At 65.8% G+C, this 15,745-nt stretch carries 18 protein-coding genes; 9 read left to right on the top strand and 9 right to left on the bottom strand.

The window, feature by feature from the left end:
* Nucleotides 1-268 precede the first annotated feature (268 nt).
* Both trmFO and NOV65_RS11800 read left to right on the top strand, forming a co-directional pair.
* Nucleotides 269-1,615 carry a methylenetetrahydrofolate--tRNA-(uracil(54)-C(5))-methyltransferase (FADH(2)-oxidizing) TrmFO gene (gene trmFO / locus NOV65_RS11805; RefSeq protein WP_257306658.1) on the top strand — a complete coding sequence of 449 codons (1,347 nt, stop codon included), beginning with the start codon at nucleotides 269-271 and terminating at the stop codon, nucleotides 1,613-1,615.
* Complete coding sequence (locus NOV65_RS11800; protein WP_257306657.1) at nucleotides 1,612-2,916, top strand: hypothetical protein; 1,305 nt, start codon at nucleotides 1,612-1,614, stop codon at nucleotides 2,914-2,916. Before trmFO ends, NOV65_RS11800 begins: the two co-directional genes overlap by 4 nt.
* A gap of 2 nt (nucleotides 2,917-2,918) precedes the next feature.
* On the opposite strand, the gene NOV65_RS11795 is transcribed toward NOV65_RS11800, so the two are convergent.
* The 7 genes from NOV65_RS11795 to hpt form a co-directional block, all read right to left on the bottom strand.
* Nucleotides 2,919-3,158, bottom strand: a complete 240-nt coding sequence (locus tag NOV65_RS11795; RefSeq protein ID WP_257306656.1) for a flagellar biosynthesis anti-sigma factor FlgM — start codon at nucleotides 3,156-3,158, stop codon at nucleotides 2,919-2,921.
* Nucleotides 3,159-3,272: 114 nt separating this feature from the next.
* Nucleotides 3,273-4,103, bottom strand: coding sequence for a N5-glutamine methyltransferase family protein (locus tag NOV65_RS11790; RefSeq protein WP_257306655.1), 831 nt, complete (start codon nucleotides 4,101-4,103; stop codon nucleotides 3,273-3,275).
* 46 nt (nucleotides 4,104-4,149) lie between these two features.
* On the bottom strand, nucleotides 4,150-4,728 hold the full coding sequence (locus NOV65_RS11785) for a FumA C-terminus/TtdB family hydratase beta subunit (RefSeq protein ID WP_257306654.1): 579 nt from the start codon (nucleotides 4,726-4,728) through the stop codon (nucleotides 4,150-4,152).
* Nucleotides 4,729-4,748: 20 nt separating this feature from the next.
* Nucleotides 4,749-5,729 carry a fumarate hydratase gene (locus NOV65_RS11780; RefSeq protein WP_257306653.1) on the bottom strand — a complete coding sequence of 327 codons (981 nt, stop codon included), beginning with the start codon at nucleotides 5,727-5,729 and terminating at the stop codon, nucleotides 4,749-4,751.
* 232 nt (nucleotides 5,730-5,961) lie between these two features.
* Nucleotides 5,962-6,984 carry a DNA polymerase III subunit delta gene (gene holA / locus NOV65_RS11775; protein ID WP_257306652.1) on the bottom strand — a complete coding sequence of 341 codons (1,023 nt, stop codon included), beginning with the start codon at nucleotides 6,982-6,984 and terminating at the stop codon, nucleotides 5,962-5,964.
* A complete protein-coding gene (gene lptE / locus NOV65_RS11770; protein WP_257306651.1) occupies nucleotides 6,984-7,523 on the bottom strand; it encodes an LPS assembly lipoprotein LptE in 540 nt (179 codons plus the stop codon). The genes holA and lptE overlap by 1 nt, the downstream gene beginning before the upstream one ends.
* Before the next feature lie 43 nt (nucleotides 7,524-7,566).
* Nucleotides 7,567-8,088 (bottom strand): hypoxanthine phosphoribosyltransferase, encoded by a 522-nt coding sequence (gene hpt / locus NOV65_RS11765; protein WP_257306650.1) that lies wholly within the window; start codon nucleotides 8,086-8,088, stop codon nucleotides 7,567-7,569.
* Between the two features lie 121 nt (nucleotides 8,089-8,209).
* On the opposite strand from hpt, the gene NOV65_RS11760 reads away from it, so the two are divergent.
* From NOV65_RS11760 to NOV65_RS11750, 3 genes are read left to right on the top strand one after another with little or no spacing between them, the layout of a single operon-like run.
* Nucleotides 8,210-8,857 carry an RNA polymerase sigma factor gene (locus NOV65_RS11760; protein WP_257306649.1) on the top strand — a complete coding sequence of 216 codons (648 nt, stop codon included), beginning with the start codon at nucleotides 8,210-8,212 and terminating at the stop codon, nucleotides 8,855-8,857.
* Nucleotides 8,854-9,360, top strand: a complete 507-nt coding sequence (locus tag NOV65_RS11755; protein ID WP_257306648.1) for a hypothetical protein — start codon at nucleotides 8,854-8,856, stop codon at nucleotides 9,358-9,360. The genes NOV65_RS11760 and NOV65_RS11755 overlap by 4 nt, the downstream gene beginning before the upstream one ends.
* Before the next feature lie 5 nt (nucleotides 9,361-9,365).
* Nucleotides 9,366-9,875 (top strand): hypothetical protein, encoded by a 510-nt coding sequence (locus NOV65_RS11750; protein ID WP_257306647.1) that lies wholly within the window; start codon nucleotides 9,366-9,368, stop codon nucleotides 9,873-9,875.
* Nucleotides 9,876-9,878: 3 nt separating this feature from the next.
* On the opposite strand, the gene NOV65_RS11745 is transcribed toward NOV65_RS11750, so the two are convergent.
* On the bottom strand, nucleotides 9,879-11,594 hold the full coding sequence (locus NOV65_RS11745; RefSeq protein WP_257306646.1) for a ribonuclease J: 1,716 nt from the start codon (nucleotides 11,592-11,594) through the stop codon (nucleotides 9,879-9,881).
* Complete coding sequence (rsmA, locus tag NOV65_RS11740) at nucleotides 11,594-12,403, bottom strand: 16S rRNA (adenine(1518)-N(6)/adenine(1519)-N(6))-dimethyltransferase RsmA (RefSeq protein ID WP_257306645.1); 810 nt, start codon at nucleotides 12,401-12,403, stop codon at nucleotides 11,594-11,596. Before rsmA ends, NOV65_RS11745 begins: the two co-directional genes overlap by 1 nt.
* Nucleotides 12,404-12,591: 188 nt before the next feature.
* On the opposite strand from rsmA, the gene NOV65_RS11735 reads away from it, so the two are divergent.
* From NOV65_RS11735 to NOV65_RS11720, 4 genes are read left to right on the top strand one after another with little or no spacing between them, the layout of a single operon-like run.
* A complete protein-coding gene (locus NOV65_RS11735; protein WP_425250853.1) occupies nucleotides 12,592-13,284 on the top strand; it encodes a pilus assembly FimT family protein in 693 nt (230 codons plus the stop codon).
* Between the two features lie 4 nt (nucleotides 13,285-13,288).
* Nucleotides 13,289-13,834, top strand: coding sequence for a prepilin-type N-terminal cleavage/methylation domain-containing protein (locus NOV65_RS11730; RefSeq protein WP_257306643.1), 546 nt, complete (start codon nucleotides 13,289-13,291; stop codon nucleotides 13,832-13,834).
* Nucleotides 13,821-15,089, top strand: a complete 1,269-nt coding sequence (locus NOV65_RS11725) for a PilW family protein (protein WP_257306642.1) — start codon at nucleotides 13,821-13,823, stop codon at nucleotides 15,087-15,089. The genes NOV65_RS11730 and NOV65_RS11725 overlap by 14 nt, the downstream gene beginning before the upstream one ends.
* The gene (locus NOV65_RS11720) at nucleotides 15,086-15,739 is read left to right on the top strand and encodes a hypothetical protein (protein ID WP_257306641.1); all 654 of its coding nucleotides are present in this window, start codon (nucleotides 15,086-15,088) and stop codon (nucleotides 15,737-15,739) included. The genes NOV65_RS11725 and NOV65_RS11720 overlap by 4 nt, the downstream gene beginning before the upstream one ends.
* The last annotated feature ends 6 nt before the right edge of the window (nucleotides 15,740-15,745 follow it).

Raw genomic sequence — 15,745 nt, 5'->3', positions numbered from 1 at the left:
ACCCTCAAAGGCTTCCTATCTTCTATCCGGTTTTCAAAGACGCTCACCGTGCTTCCGCACAGTCCGAAGTCGCCTCGCGGCCCCTTCCAGCACCTCGCAGCCTCAACTGCGCAGGACATTCAGACTAACATCGCGCAGCCAGCATGCAAGGGGAAATTTCAAGGGAGGCCCTGAAACCGAATGATCCGGCCCTTCGGGGACCTCCAGGGCCATCCGGAACGGGGAAGGTCGGATGGCCCTGACGTAGAATCAACCCCCTGGGGGATGCGTGATCCACATCATCGGGGCGGGCCTAGCCGGTTCGGAAGCCGCCTGGCAACTGGCCACGCGGGGTCATGAGATCCGGATCTCCGAGATGCGGCCGCGTTGGATGACCCCCGCCCACAGCACAGAGCGGGCCGCAGAGATGGTCTGTTCCAATTCCTTCAAGAGCGACGACCCCAACTCTGCCACCGGGATTCTCAAAGCTGAGATGCACAGGATGGATTCGCTGGTCCTGCGCTGCGCGGAGGCCACCCGCGTGCCTGCCGGAAACAGCCTGGCGGTGGACCGGGACGCCTTCTCAGAAGCCGTGACTTCCGCTCTGAAAGGCCATCCCCGCATCCACTGGGAGGAGGCTCGCATCGACGCGCCGGAACCCGCGGTGCCGACTATCCTTGCCACGGGCCCGCTCACCGCGGAGCCGCTGGCCGACTGGCTGGCAAACGCCACCGGTAGCGATCGCCTGCACTTCTACGATGCCATCGCCCCGATCGTGGAGCGCGACAGCATCGACATGGGCGTTGCCTGGATGGCCGCGCGCTACGACAAGGGCGGAGCCGACTTCATCAACTGCCCTTTGGACAAGGCGCAGTACGAGCGCTTCCTGGACGCGCTGCTCGCGGCGGATCGCGTGCCTCTCCATGACATTGATACCGCGTACTTTGAAGCTTGCCTGCCCATTGAGGTCATGGCCGACCGCGGCCGCGAGACACTGCGCCACGGCCCCATGAAGCCCATGGGCCTGGACGATCCGCGGACCGGACGCTGGCCCCACGCCGTGGTCCAGCTCCGCCAGGACACCCTGGCGGGGGACTTCTTCAACATGGTGGGCTTCCAGACGCGCCTGAAATGGGGAGCACAGAAGGATGTGTTCCGGCTGATCCCGGGCCTTGAGAAGGCTGAATTCGCCCGCTTCGGCAGCATCCATCGGAACACCTACATCCAGGCCCCGAAAGTGCTCGATGCGACATTGGCTGTCAAATCCTTGAATAATCTCTGGATCGCAGGGCAACTCTCGGGCGTGGAGGGATACCTTGAATCCGCTGCCAGCGGCCTTGCCGCCGCCTTCGCCACGGATCGAGCCGTGCGCGGATTGGAGCCACTGCCCTTCCCGACGGATACGATGCTGGGCAGTCTGCTGAACTACCTCGCCCATGCCTCCAGCAAGGACTTTGGTCCGACCAACGCCATGTTGGGCCTGATGCCGCCGCTTCCCGAGGGCCTCCTGGACCTGCGGGGCCTCAAGCGGGAGGGCGGTACCCGCGCCGTGAAGTCCGCCAAGGGCCGCGCGCATCGGGAGCGCGCCCTGCAAGCGCTGGAGCAGCACCTGAGATCCGCTGGAGGTCTGTCATGACCCGCCCCACCCTCGCCCTGGGCGCCGCCATCCTGATCGTCGCCCTCGGCAGCGGCGCCTGGTGGTTGACTCGCCGCGACCCAGGCGCTCCGCCCCAGGAGGAGACCCTGGAACCCTTCCGGGCTGTGGCGATGGGAGTGGGCCAGCTCATCGACCTCCAGCCTCCGTCCGCGCCTCTGAGAAGCGTGCGGTGGACACTTCCCCTGCCCGGGGAGGCCGCGGTCGCCCAGATTCTGACCCAGACCGGTCGGCAACAGGCGGTCCTCTTCGTGAAGGGGGCGCCCGGTCCCGCCCTCTCCCTGCCCACGCCGACAGGGGTGTCTGATCGGTTCTTCCAGTTCGCCGATCTGGTGGATGCCGCCCTGGCACCGGACGACGCCCTGGTCCTCCTCTATCGCAGCTCTGAGGATCCCAGCTCCCCTGCGCTGGCCCTGGCCTGGGATCTGCGCAACCAGCAGCCCCTGTGGTCCCACCGCGCGCCGGGCGAGCACCTGGCCCTGGCGCCGGATCGGCGCAGTGTGTTCCTCTTCGGCACGGGCACCCCCGTCTGCATTCTTGATCTGGCTCACCGGGCAGGCAGCCGCAAACCCACCTCGACCACGGTTGAACTCCCCCTGGAAGTGAAAAACATCTCCAGCCTGCTTCCCATCGGGCCTCGTTCCTTTCTGGTGGCCCACGACTTGGGATTCTCGGCTTTCCGGAATGGGGAATGGACTCATGTGCCGGCCCCGCCCCCTTCTGCCCTTGGGTTCGCGCACGGGTTGGGCCTGGTCGCCGGTAATGCCAAGGCGGGCTGGTGGCAACCGGAACCCGGAACCCTCATTCCCTTGGGCCCAGGGGCCAAGACCGGAGCTCCGCAGGACTTGAAGCGATTGATTCCCGAAGCCGCCGCCATGGATGCAGACCTGCTCCACCTGCTCGGCGAAGAACCGGACGGACACCTGTGGTTCGGATTGACGCGGCCGACCCTCCCGGCGCCTGCTCCAGCACCACCGGCGGAGATCCCGGGTGCGGCTGCTTTTGAGGCAGCCGTGGCGCCACCACCAGCCACCCTCCCGCCCTCCCGGGAAGCCTGGGAGGCCTACCTCGACAAAGGGCTGGATCGGCTCTACACCTGGAAGCCCGGCGAGGACCACATGAAGGTGATCCCCCTGGCGGAGGCCTGGAAGCGGCTGGCGCCACCTCCCGGACTTCCCGGCCCGCCTGGAGATGGGAGCCTGCGCCCCGAGGCCGGGGCCCTGCTCTGCGGTGGCCCGGATCGCGTGTGGTGGCTCCCGCTGAAGGCCCTTCGGGCCTGGTGATCCTAGCCGTCCGTCTTCGCCAGATACTCGCGGATGAGCCCCTCGGCTACGGCTCCTTCATCGGGGTGGTAGGTCCCCGCCTCCAGCTGCCGCTTCAGGGCCTTGAGCTTCTCGGCGCGCACATCCGGTGTTTCGGCCAGGACCTCATGCGCCACGGCCACGAGATGGTCGGCGGCGGCATCCTTCCGTCCCGCAGCCTTCTGGATAGGACCGCCGCTGCCTGATCTACCGGTACCGCTCATGTCCACCTCAACAAAGCGTCTATCGGCAGGGAACCGGGATCCCTCAAGCATTCAGGTTCCCCAATTTTCTGCTTTAAGCCCATTTCGAGACATTCCAGCCAAGCCTTGCGCCCCTCAGACCAGGGCCACAAGAATTCGGTCATGGCCCACAAAATCCTGATGGACCAGGGCTTTACCCCATCCAAGCCCGAGCGCTCTGCGGCACAGTTCCCCCCCCTGACCTGCCCCGATCTCCAACAGGCACGCCGGTGCCTGACGGACCCTGGCGGTGGTCAGCAATGCCACCGACAGAGCCAGCCCCCGATCCGGGGCGAAGAGGGCCGAGGCGGGTTCGAAGGCCAGCTCCCGCTGAAGGGTCGGCTCATCCGCGGGATCCACATAGGGGAGGTTCGCCACCACCAAACCCAAGGGGTCCGGCACCGGATCCAGCAGGTTTCCCTCGAGGAAGGCCACCCGGGCACCGAGATCCGCCGCGTTCCGCCGGGCCACGACCAGGGCCCCGGGACTGAGATCGGTGGCTGACACCTGCCAGCCCGACTCCAGGGCCAAACTCACGGCGATGATGCCGCTGCCGGTGCCCACATCCACACATCGCTCCACACGCAGGCGCTTCCCCACCTCCAGGGCCGCCTCCACCAGCAGGTCGGTCTCCGGGCGGGGAATCAAGGTGTCCCGGGTGACCTGGAAGCGCCGGTCCCGAAAGAGGCACCAGCCCAGGATGTACGCCCAGGGCTCGCCCGTCTTCCGCCGGCGCACCCAGGCACTCACCTGCCGCCGGGCGGACCCGGGCGCGAGCTCACCCCCGTGGGCCGCCATCCAGGAACGCGACAGGTTAAGCCCCTCTTCGAACCAGCGGATGCTCTCAGCATGGGCTTCGGAAGGATCGAGGAATTCGGCGAGGGCCGCGCTCAGGTCGAGGCGGAGCTGTCGATAGGTCTGGACCATCCCTCCAGCCTAGCCTGGGAGGGACGATTCCAGAACGCCAGGTAGCTCAAGCCATCAGGGCCTTGGCCCGCTCCTGGCTCTGCTGGGCGACGATCTCGTGGAGGCTTCCGCCGTGACTGTCCATGGTGACGACCAGGGGGAAGTCCTCCACCTCGATGATCCAGAAGGCCTCGGGGCTGCCGAACTCCTCCAGCATCTTCACGTCCACCACGCGCTTGCAGCGCTCGGCCAGCAGGCTGCCGGCGCCGCCGGTGGCGTGGAGATAGACGGCCCCGGTCTTCTGGAGGCCCTCACTGGTCTTCTTGCCCATACCGCCCTTGCCGATGACACCGCGCACCTTGTAGGTTTCGATGACATCGGCCTGGTAGGGCTCCTCGCGGATGGAGGTGGTGGGACCCGCGGCCACGAAGGACCAGCTGCCGTCCGGGTTCTTGCGGACCACAGGGCCGCAGTGGTAGATGACCATGTTCTCGAGGATGGGCTTCAGCCACTCGGGCTTCTGCTCCTTCATGTACTTGTGGCCCATGTCGCGGCTGAGGACGACGCGGCCGCTGAGCAGCACTTCGTCGCCGACCTTGAGCTGGCGGATCTGGTCTTCGGTGATGGGAGTGGTGAGACGGATCATGTTGAGCCTCGTCGTCGCGGTCAGTCGAAGGACACTTCGCCGTTGGTCTTGAGCGTGATCGAGCCCCGGCGGCTGCTCCAGCACATGTAGCTGATGCTCACGTAGAAGCTGGCGGGGTGGCGGTACATCTCCTCCACCAGAACGCCCAGCACGGTGGTGTTGCCGCCGTAGCCCATGGGGCCGATGCCCAGAGTGTTGAGATCGTTCGTGATCTCCTTCTCGAAGGCGTCCATCTTCGGATCGGGGTTGGGGGTTCCCAGCTTGCGGAGGATCAGTTCCTTGCTCTTCTCGTAGCTGCTGACGCGGTCGCCGCCGATGGCCACGCCGAGGATGCCGGGGCTGCAGCCTTGGCCCTGGGCCTTGACCACGGCATCGATGATGCACTTGCGCACGCCCTTGATGTCGCGGCCCGCGCCGATGGCGGCGTCCGGCAGGCGGTACTGGGCACCCACGTTCTCGCAGCCCCCGCCCTTCTGCATGACGGCGATCTCCACTTCCGGCTTGTCCCACTCCTCGAAGTGGACGGCCGGGTGCCCCTCATGGAAGGGATCCATGTTGGTGCCCGTGTTCTTGCCGCTGAGGGCTTCCACGCAATTGGGGCGCAACCAGGACCGCTTGGTGGCCTCGGCCACGGCCGCCCGGATCTGCTGCTTGGCGGCGCGCTGGCTCAGGCCGAAGGGATGGCGCACCCAGACGATGATGGTGCCCGTGTCCTGGCAGAGGGGCGACACGTTGCCATCCGCGAGGATGATGTTCCGCACCATGTCGTTGAGCGTGTTGAAGGCCCGGCTGCCCTCTTCCTCGGCGTCGCGGCCCTTCACCAGGGCGTCGATGACATCCTGGGGCAGGCGGCTCGTCGACCGGCGCAGCAGCTCCAGCATGGGCAGGGTCAGGTCCAGGCCCTTCAGATTGGACAGGTCCGCCTTCCATCCCGCGGGCAGCACAGACTTGGATGCCACCACCTCGTTGGAGGTCAGGGTGGGAACGACGCATTCAGACATGGGCCCTCCGGAATCCAGACCCCCATCATCCGCCCGCCGAAGCCGAGGCTCAAGTGATCAATGCCCGGTTCCTCTGCCTGCGGGCTGGAATTCAGCCGGGGCTCACTGGGTCGACTCCTGCGGTGATCCCTTGGGCAAGCACCTGCTCATCCTCAAGGCGCCTACACGGCACGGATGCGGAGCCACAACCTGGATGCTGGGAGCAGACCAGGTGCTGATGCTCTGAACCGGCTCAGCGCCCCCAGGCCCGGCAGAGGGTAAGCGTCAGATCCAGCAGGGGGGCTTCGCTGCGGGAGATGGCCATGCCCTTGAGGTCGCGCTCGCATTGATTCAGGCGGCCCAACAGCCCTTTGACGCCCCTCGGTTTCAGCTTGTCGAAGGCCCCGCGATAGCCATCCAGCAGGAAAGCCTGCTTGGGCGACAAACCCAGGGCGGAAGTCAGCTCGGCCCCTTTCAGGCCCACGGCCTGGGCTTCCGCGTATCGCAACAGGCGATCCACCTCGCGCCGGGCCTGTCCCAGCAGCATCAGGGGCTCATCGCCATCCTCCAGGGCCATGCGGAGGGCCTTGAGGGCCCCGGCGGCATCCCCTCTCTGCCAGGCTCCCGACCAGGCGAAGGCTTTCTGCTCTGCCAGCCGGAAGGTCACCTGGTTCACCATGTCCTCGGTGACGCGGCGATCCTCCGCCAGCAGATCCAGCACCTCCAGGGCCCGCTTGAGCAGGCCGGGGTTTCCGCCCTGCCGCTGGGCCAGGAGGGTGGCCGCGGCCCCCTGAAGCGAGAGGCCCAGGCGCTTGGCTTCGGCCTCGATGAAACCGGGGATCTCGGCGACTTCCAGGGCCCCCACCTTGAGGATCCGGCCCGCCTTGGCCCAGTCGGTCCAGGGTTTTGCGCCCAGGGCCTTCCCCGGGGCAGCCGGCAGCGTGGTCCAGGCCACCAGCAACAGGTTCACGCCCTGCGGCGGCTTTTCCAGGAGGGCCTTGACCGAGCCGGGCAGTTCCTTGGCGCGCGTGAACAGGTTGTCCGCCGCAGGCACGATCACAGTGCGGGCCTCGGCGCCCAAGGGCGCCGCCTCCTGGAGGGCCGCCATCACCTCGGGCCAGGGACACCCCTCAGAGCAGACCGTCAGGGTGAAATCCGCCCATTCCGTGTCCACATGCCGCGCGGTCCATTCCGCCACGGCTTTCCGCCGGCCATCGCCATCTTCGCCATGCACCAGCGCGAAGGTGTGGTCCAGCCAGGCTTGAGCGGTGGCCATCAGTCCGTGCCTTCCAGCAGCTGGGTGAGGAAGCTCTCGGCGAAATCATCCGCGAGACTCTCCAGGACCTGGAGCTCCCGGTTGTCGAAGCTGGCGAAGTTCTGGTCGACCCGGTACTGGTTGGAGAACGTCAGGCCCCGGCGCGACAGCACCACGGCGCCCGTTTGCCCGTCCAGCAGTTCCACGCTGGCCACCACGGCCACCTCCACGCGGGAAGCCGACCCGGCGCTGCTTCTCAGGCGGTCGTTGCCCTGGGGCAGCGCGGTGCCCAGAGACAGGCCAAGAGCGCGGGACGAGTAGCCCTCCAGCGTGCCCTGAAGCACCCAGCGGGAAGGCTCGCCGGCCCCCACCAGGCGCCAGGGGCTGGCCGCGACAATGCGGTTCTCCAGAGCCTTGGTGAAGCGATCCTCCAGCCCCAGCCGAGGGGTCAGGTTGCGGAACCGCGCCAACCGGATGGTCTCACCCTGTTTCGCCCACGCCGCCGACCGTGGCTGCCGGTCCAGACGGTGGTACCCGCAGCCGGCACTGACCGCGATCAAGATGGCGACAAGGAAAAAACGCGGAGAAGCGGGCACGAAGATCCTAGGGATGATAGACACCCACATAAGGCAAGTTGCGGAGCTTGCCGTCGAAGTCGAGGCCATAGCCCACCACGAAGTGATCCTCAATGGTGAAGCCGATGTAGTCCACAGGCACCTCGATCTTGCGGCGACTGGGCTTGTCCAGGAGGGTGCAGATCTTCAGACTCAGGGGTTCCCGGTCCTGGAGCAGGTTGCGGACCTTGAACAGGGTGAGCCCGGTGTCCACGATATCTTCGACCACCAGGGCGTGGCGTCCCTGGATGGAGCGGTCCAGGTCCTTGAGGATGTGCACTTCCCCCGTGCTTTCGGTACCGGCACCGTAGCTGGAGACCTGCATGAAGCTCACGTCGATATCGAGGTCCATGGCCCGCACGAGATCCGCGAAGAAGGGAAACACGCCGTTCAGGAGCCCGATCACCACCAAGTCCTCGCCCGCATAGTCCCGGGACAGCTGGGCGCCCAGTTCCTGGACCCGGGCCCGGATCTGCGCTTCCGTGAGCAGCGGGGTGATGCGGTTGCGCATGGATACTCCTGAAGATTGAAGACTGAAGACTTGCACCATTTCCATTCAACCCCAGAAGGGCTTCCCGGGTCCATCCAGTGACGGCGATTCCACCCCATTGTCCCTGGCGCCGGAGCCTAACATGATGGCGGAAGCCGCCTTGAACGAGCCCCTGATGCCCCAGACGATCCCCCGGACCGCCGATCGGCTCCCCGACCCGGCCTCGCCCTACCACACACCCGAGGTGCTGGGCTGGGTCGAGGCTGCCCAGGGCGGCGATCAGGCCGCTTTCGCCAGCTTGGTGCGCCTGTTCTCCCGGGATGTCTACGGCAAGGCGTTTTCCATCGTCAAGAACCACCAGGACGCCGATGACGTCGTGCAGGAGACCTTCATCCGTGTCTTCCGCGCCCTGCCGGGTTTCCGCTTCGAGTCCTCCTTCCGGACCTGGCTCATCACCATCGCCACCCGCCAGGCCCTGAATTTCCGTGAGCGCATGGCCCGGGAACACGAAAGCCTCGAGGGGCCCGAGGGCACCCTGGACCATCCGGCCCTCCGGGTGGAGGAGACCCAGGTTTCCTCCTTGCTGGACCAGGAGGCGCGGCGCCTGTTGCACGAGGCCCTTCCGAAACTGCCCCGCCGCCAGAAGGAAGCCCTCACCCTGAAACTGCAACATGACTGGAAATATGAGCAGATCGCCCAACAGATGGGAACCTCCGTGGGCAGTGTGAAGGCGCACATCTTCCATGCCATCCAGAACCTCACCCGCCATGTCAAAGGAGGCCGCGCATGAATTCCGGACCCCTCCCTATTCCCGAAGCCTGCGTCGCCGCCCTGGCTGCCATCGAGGCTGACCCTCTGGATCCCGGCCCTGCTGTCGAGACGCACCTGAAGGGTTGCACGGCCTGTTCCGAGGCCCGGGTCTGCTTCCTGGCCCAGGAAGACTGCCCCGAGGTACTGGCCCCGGCCGGCTATTTCGACCGCCTGCCAAGCCGAATCCTCCGGAAGCTCCCCGCCCGACCCGCCCTGAGGCACCGGCTGGGCCCCCTCGGCTGGACTGCCGCCGCCGCCGTACTCATGGCCGTGAGCGCCGGCGCCTTCCTGGCGGGCCGTGCGAACCGGACGCCCTATGTGGAGGCCACGCTGCCCCGGCAGCCCGACATCCTCGAACTCTCCACCACGGACACGCCATTCCACAACCACGAGGAGGAGGCCGCCCAGATCCAGGCCCTCAGCCCCGAGGAAATGAAGACACTCTTGAAGCGCCTGGATACGGCTCCGGCCCCCGCGAGGTGATCCCCATGCTCCGCCCCACCCTATTGATGACCTTCCTCCTGCTTGCCGGCCTGTCCGCCCACGCCCAGGCCCAGGCGGAAGACGAACGCCCGCTGGCCCGCTTCCGGATGGAACAGCTTCAGCAGACCGTGGGGCTTCCCGAGGAGCAGGCGCGGGTCGTGGTGGAGCGCTGGTCGCGCTACGACCGGGAACAGTTTGAGAAGACCCGGCAGATCCAGCAGATCCGGCGCAACTTCAACGACATCCTGATAGGCCCCGGCTCCGAGGACGAAAAGAACGCCAAGGTCCGCCCCCTGCTGGAACAGTTCGTGGAACTGCGCCGCCAGCAGGCGGAACTCAAGTTCAAGTTCGAGGAGGATATCCGCGCCCGGCTGAGCCCCGCCCAGCAGGTGCGCCTCATCACCCATGTCGAGGAGATGCAGCGACGCATGGTCGAGGCCCTCCGCCAGGGCCTCGGCAACCGGCCCGAGCCCGGCCTTCGACCCGGCGCCGGAATCCGCCGGGGTCGGCGGTAGGGCTCAGATCTGAGGCGCCTCCAGAACCACCGGGATCACCAGGGGTCGGGTCTGGGTGGTCTTGCGGATGATGCGGCGCAGGGCCAGACGCAGGGTATCGCGCAGAGCCTCCCCATCCTTGCGGACGGAGGGCGGCGCATCCTCGTAGGTCTTGCGGGCCACCCCTGCCAGCAGCTCCGCATAGGCCTCGTCGTCGGAGAGCATCACGAAACCGCGGCTGAGGATGGTAGGTTCCGCGGCCAGGTCGCCGGTCTGGGGATCCACCAGGAGGGTGGCGAACACGACGCCATCCTCCTGGAGGATGAGCCGGTCCTTCACCACGCGGGCGTCCACCATGTGGTCGACACCCTCGCTCACGAAACACTTGCCCACGGGGACCGCCCCGGGCATGTCCAACCGGCCATCTGCGAACAGCCTCAGGCAGAGGCCACCATCCAGCAAAGAGATGCGCTCCGGTGTCCAACCCAGGGAAGCCGCCAACTTGCCGTGAGACCTCAGGTTCCGGTAGGTGCCATGCACGGGCACCATCTGGGCGGGCCGCACGGCGCGGATGAGATCCGCCAGTTCGTCGCGACAGCCATGGCCCGAGGCATGCACGGGACCCAGCCCCTCCAGCGAGGTTTCCGCCCCCAGGCGCTCCGCCTGATCGAGCATCCGCGAGATGGACACTTCGTTGCCGGGGATGGAACGCGCGCTCACCACAAGGCGGTCGCCGGGTTCCATGCGCAGGCCTTTCACCTCCCGGCGCAGCAGCCGCGCCAGTCCGCTCATGGGCTCACCCTGGCTGCCGGTGCAGAGCACGAGCAGTTCGTCGGGATCGTAGAGCTGGGCGTCCTTGACCTCGATCAGGATGTCGTCAGGCAGATCCAGACGCTTGAGCGACCGGGCCAGCCCCAGGTTGCGGTCCAGGCTGCGCCCCAACAGCACCACGCGGCGGCGGAACTCGTAGGCCAGGTCGATCACCGTCTGCAGGCGGTGGATATTGGAGCTGAAGGTGGTGACGAAGAGGCGCCCCTTCGTCTGCTCGAAGGCGGCCTCCAGACCCTCGCGGCACAGGGCTTCCGCGGGCGAGCGACCCGGTCGGCCCACATTGGTTGAATCCGCCATGAGCAGCCGCACCCCGGCATCACCGAGAACCCTCAGGCGATCCATGCCCGTGAGCCGGCCGTCCAAGGGCTCGGGATCGATTTTGAAGTCGCCGGAGTGCACCAGCACACCCTGGGGCGTGTGCAGGGCCAGGGCGCAGGCATCGGGAATGCTGTGGGTCACGGGGATCCACTCGGCCTCGATCTCTCCGTCCCCCACTTTCACGCGGCCATAGTCCCGCACGGTATGCAGCAACCCCAGGTCCAGGCCGTGCTCACGCAGCTTGCCTTCGACCAGACCGAGGGTGAAGACCGTGCCATACACGGGCACGGGCCAGCGGCGCAGGAAGTAGGGCAGCGCGCCAATGTGGTCCTCGTGCCCATGCGTGAGCAGCACCGCCTGGATACGCTCCGCAAAGGGCTCCAGGTAGGCGAAGTCCGGCACGATGGAGTCGATGCCCGGCTGGTCGTCCGACGGGAAGAGCTGGCCGCAGTCCACCAGGAAGAGGCTGCGGGCGCTGTGCACCACCAGCGCATTCATGCCGAATTCGCCGAGCCCGCCGATGGGGATCAGCCGCAGTTCATCGGCGGCGGGGGCCTCCGTCCAGGTTTCGAATTCGGGTGCCACGGGCATCACGATGGGAACACCTCCGGGTGCTGGATCAACAAATGACGGGTGGCCGAGAGCCAGACAGGGGGGGTGATCACCTCGGCGCGGAGCGCCGGGGCCAATCCTGCACTGGACAAGGCTTCTGCCGCCAGGCTCCCCTGCCAGTTGTTGGCCAGGGTCTTGCGGCGGTGGGCGAAGGAGCGGTGCAGGACGGTGAGCAGGGCCTTGCGTTCGGCCAGACTGGGTGCCTCTGCCCGGGGTTCGAACTGGACCACGGCGGACTCCACTTTGGGGGCAGGACGGAAGGATCCGGGCCCCAGCTTCACCAGCCGGGTCAGGCGCGCGCAGAGCTGCGCCAGCACCGACAAGGGCCCGTAGGCCTTGGTACCGGGCTCACCCATCAGCTTCTGGGCCACTTCCAGCTGGAACATCAGGACCATGCGATCCCAGGGGATGCCCTCCGTGAGCAGCCTGGCCAGGATCGGCGTGGCCGCGTTGTACGGCAGATTGCCCACCACCGACCAGGGGCCACCCTCCGGGAAGGGCATGCGCACCGCATCGCCCTCCAGCAGGTGGAACTGGGCGACGGCGGCAAAGCGTTGCCGCAACAATGCGCAAGCCTCGGGATCCAGGTCCACCGCCCACAGGGGCCGCCCGTCCGTCAGCAGACGTTCCGTCAGCACCCCCGGGCCTGGGCCGATCTCCAGCAGCCTCGGCGCCGGTGAACCCAGAGCCGAGTTCACGATGGTGGCGATGGCCCCCTCGTTCATCAGGAAGTTCTGGCCGAGCCGCTTTTTTGCCCGGAGTCTGGGGAGCTGGGCGGATTCGGACACGATTCAGGTTAGCACATGGAGCAGGCTTTCCCGGGCCGGTGCGGACAAGAGTGTATTCTTTTTATACATATCCAGACTCCGCCTTCCATCCACGTTAAGATTGCTGCGACTATCCGTTTATTCCATTTGATTTAGAATTAGAAATATCCCCAACCAGAGCCACCTATCCTTCCTAAAACGAGGCGCCTATGGGATTCCGTCCCCACGCTAACTCCCCCCAGCGGGGATACACCTTGATCGAGTTGCTGGTGGTCCTGGCCATCCTGGCCATCGTGACCATGTTCGTGGTGCCGAATCTGGGACCCAAGTCCCCGAAGGCCGTGCGCACAGGCCTCCAGGACCTCAAGGCCTCGCTTCAGCAGGCTCGAGGGCTCGCTCTCGCCAATGGCAAGAGCATCAACATCCACATCGTCACCTCCGGGAACGTTGTACGGATGTCCGCGGTCGACATCAACGACAACGGTACCGAGAAGGCCACCCCACTCATGGATGTCGCCGTAGGCCAGGACTGGACCAGGTATGCCAGGTTCACGACAACCGATCCGCCGATCCTGGATGAAGGCAGTACCGCGGTAAAGGACTTGGCCTCCCTCACCACCCTTGGGTTCTCCGGCTGGAGCACGCCGATTCAACCAGATGCCCAAGCCACGTCCTACCTCGGATTCTCCCCCCAAGGTTCCCCCCAGTTTGTCGACAAGGCTACCAAGGTCCGCTCCGCCATCACCGGAGGAACCTGGGTCGGCGTGAGGGGGCTGACGATCAAGGATAAGGGCCTGCCCTATGGCTGCGTCTTCGTGCTGGAGAACGGGCTTATCACGGCCTATTACAAACCCGATGCCCTGATGACCGACACGCCCAACCAATGGCAAAGGCTGGAGTAGGCCCATGACGTCCACCACCCCATCCCCCACCACACACTCGCGCTCACAACGCGGGTTCACGATGATCGAACTGCTCATGGCCATGGCCATTTTCGCCATCGGCATGCTGGGGCTGGCCGCCCTCCAAGTCGTGAGCATCAGCCAAGGCGCAGGCGGCCGCCTGCGCGGCACGGCCGCCTTCCTGGCCCACAGCGTCCTGGATCGCGCCGGCAGCGAAGGTCAGGTGACGGCTGCCGAGCGTCTTCTGAACCCAGCAGGGGTGGCCAACACGACGGGGGGAACCTTCATCGGAGCGGCTGACGGCAAGCCCAAGGCGGACGGTGCCGCCCTGCTCTTCGACATCAACGGGCGGCCGATCGACGCTGCCGACAAGGTCACCCCGGCCGTGTTCACCGCCACCTGGTTCAGCCGCCAAGGTTCAGTCAACACAGGCACCCGTAGTGCCATTCAGGAATTCGTCGTGAACGTAACTTGGCAAGAAGCCAACCCCAAGAAGGGGACTGCCCCTGATACCAAAGCGATTTCGGTGAGCCGCCATGTCCGTATCTAAGCCGCACTCCTTCCAATCCGGCTTCTCCCTCGTGGAACTGCTGGTCGCCTTGGTGTTCACGGCGATCCTCACCACCGGTATGCTGCGAATCTTCGCCTCAAGTGTCAGTGGGTTCTACACACAGCAGGAATCCCTCGGCCTCCAAAGGGCCTCAAGGTTCGCCCTGGGAGCCGTGGAGGACGAAATTCTCCAGGCAGGCTACCTCTTCCCTCCCCGGAACCTCCATGGGGAGCTGAAGATCGGTTCCAGTGCGGTACAGCCCCCCGTGCTGGTCCAGCAGACCGACTATCAGCCGGTCTGGTCCGATCCCAACGGCACCACCGTCACACTCCCCAATGTGGACGAACTCCAGTTCGTCCAGGATCTCAACCTCGAGGTGGAAGGCGCCATCGCCACGGGCGCGGATGTCGCTGCCGGCGCGACCTCGGCCTCAGTCTCCATCCCTTCTGGGAAAGCGGCTCTCGACAAATACCTGAAAGACACGACCAACAACCCCCTCGTCATGGTGATGCTCGACTCTCAGATCAACTCGGTCGACATGCTCCGCATCAGCTCTCTATCCGGAAGCGGTGGTACCTATACAGCCGCGCTTGACACCGCAAGTACCGGGGTGGACGCATTCGGCAACGTCCTGGGAGGTGGCTTCTTCACCGGGATGTTCAACAACCCGCACAAGGCCAAAGCCCCCTGTGCCTTCATCGCCACGCTTCAAGTGGTCCGCTACACCGTGGTTCCCCGGGCCCTGGACCCTGCCGATCCGAAACACATGATCCCCTGCCTCGTCCTGCAGACGGCCCCGCTGGATCGCGATGCCTACTTCGCGCCCGATAAGGACTCCGGCCCGGCCGCCTCGGCCAATTGGACAGAACGGATCCTCGTGGAAGGTGTCACCGGCTTCAAGGTCGATCTAAGCCTCGATGGAGGCAAAACCTTCCTGCGCTACAACCCTGACGGCACCTTGAAGGCCGGCATGGATTCCTGGGCCAACGTCTACACCGCCCTGGACACGAAGGTGAAGGAAGCCCTCTCGGCCTCCAGCCTTCTGTACACATACACATCCATGGGCCTGAGCAATCCAATCGATCCCGTATGGACCAACTACCTCCCCGTGACTTTCCGACTTGACGTGGAAACGCGCACCAGGCTGGCACGCGCGGAGTACCGCAATGACCAGACGGCGCCGCCTGCCTTCCGCACGCGAACCGTGACCATGATGATCTCGCCCAAGAATTTCGCACTCGGGAGCTCGCAATGAGGCGCTCTGATTCATCCCGGCGTCAAGAAGCAGGCGGCATCACGATCCTGCTCGCCCTGGTCCTCCTTTCCATGCTCGGCGCCATGGTCTTCGGCTTGGGCCGGGACTCCCTTCGGGAGATCGCCATCACCGGCAATGAGTCCCTGGGCCGAAAGGCAGCCGAGGCGGCCGACAGTGGCATCGACTGGACTGTCACCTGGGGGCTCAGTAATGGCGCCACCGCGGACCAGCAGGCCGTCTACACAGCCATCAATCAGCTTTCCCTCGCCATCGCGGATCCCACCCTGCGGACGCTGGGGACAGACGCCACCACCAACACCAAGGGCACCGGGTACATGAGCGACTCGGGAACGGGCATTCTCAGGGCCTACATCTACCCATCGACTCCCGGCTCGGATTTGAGCCCATCCACTTCGGGGTACACCCAGCAGTCCGTGGTCACTCAGGCGATGGAGACGGAAGTCCGCTACCTGGGGCCCTATCCGCTCGCCAACACTGGCGCGTTGACCGCCGGCAAATCCAGCGGCGGCGGCGCCACAGGTTCGAAGAGGTTCTTCTTCCTCGTCCGGTCCACGGGCCGCGCCAACGTCGGGGATACGGGCCAATCCTTCGCCGCCCGGCGCGACGCCATCGTCGACATCACGTTCTAGTCCACC

The organism is Geothrix campi (genome assembly GCF_024609265.1).
GTDB classification, from domain to species: Bacteria; Acidobacteriota; Holophagae; order Holophagales; family Holophagaceae; genus Geothrix; species Geothrix campi.
Note: the sequence above shows the minus strand (reverse complement) of the source record. Positions and strands in the feature narration are given on the sequence as shown.

Coding starts and splice junctions, on each gene's coding strand:
- NOV65_RS11800 (WP_257306657.1), top strand. CDS start 1,612: ATGACCCGCCCCACCCTCGCCCTGGGCGCCGCCATCCTGATCGTCGCC.
- NOV65_RS11795 (WP_257306656.1), bottom strand. CDS start 3,158: ATGAGCGGTACCGGTAGATCAGGCAGCGGCGGTCCTATCCAGAAGGCT.
- NOV65_RS11790 (WP_257306655.1), bottom strand. CDS start 4,103: ATGGTCCAGACCTATCGACAGCTCCGCCTCGACCTGAGCGCGGCCCTC.
- NOV65_RS11785 (WP_257306654.1), bottom strand. CDS start 4,728: ATGATCCGTCTCACCACTCCCATCACCGAAGACCAGATCCGCCAGCTC.
- NOV65_RS11780 (WP_257306653.1), bottom strand. CDS start 5,729: ATGTCTGAATGCGTCGTTCCCACCCTGACCTCCAACGAGGTGGTGGCA.
- holA (WP_257306652.1), bottom strand. CDS start 6,984: ATGGCCACCGCTCAAGCCTGGCTGGACCACACCTTCGCGCTGGTGCAT.
- hpt (WP_257306650.1), bottom strand. CDS start 8,088: ATGCGCAACCGCATCACCCCGCTGCTCACGGAAGCGCAGATCCGGGCC.
- NOV65_RS11760 (WP_257306649.1), top strand. CDS start 8,210: ATGATGGCGGAAGCCGCCTTGAACGAGCCCCTGATGCCCCAGACGATC.
- NOV65_RS11755 (WP_257306648.1), top strand. CDS start 8,854: ATGAATTCCGGACCCCTCCCTATTCCCGAAGCCTGCGTCGCCGCCCTG.
- NOV65_RS11750 (WP_257306647.1), top strand. CDS start 9,366: ATGCTCCGCCCCACCCTATTGATGACCTTCCTCCTGCTTGCCGGCCTG.
- NOV65_RS11745 (WP_257306646.1), bottom strand. CDS start 11,594: ATGCCCGTGGCACCCGAATTCGAAACCTGGACGGAGGCCCCCGCCGCC.
- NOV65_RS11735 (WP_425250853.1), top strand. CDS start 12,592: ATGGGATTCCGTCCCCACGCTAACTCCCCCCAGCGGGGATACACCTTG.
- NOV65_RS11730 (WP_257306643.1), top strand. CDS start 13,289: ATGACGTCCACCACCCCATCCCCCACCACACACTCGCGCTCACAACGC.
- NOV65_RS11725 (WP_257306642.1), top strand. CDS start 13,821: ATGTCCGTATCTAAGCCGCACTCCTTCCAATCCGGCTTCTCCCTCGTG.
- NOV65_RS11720 (WP_257306641.1), top strand. CDS start 15,086: ATGAGGCGCTCTGATTCATCCCGGCGTCAAGAAGCAGGCGGCATCACG.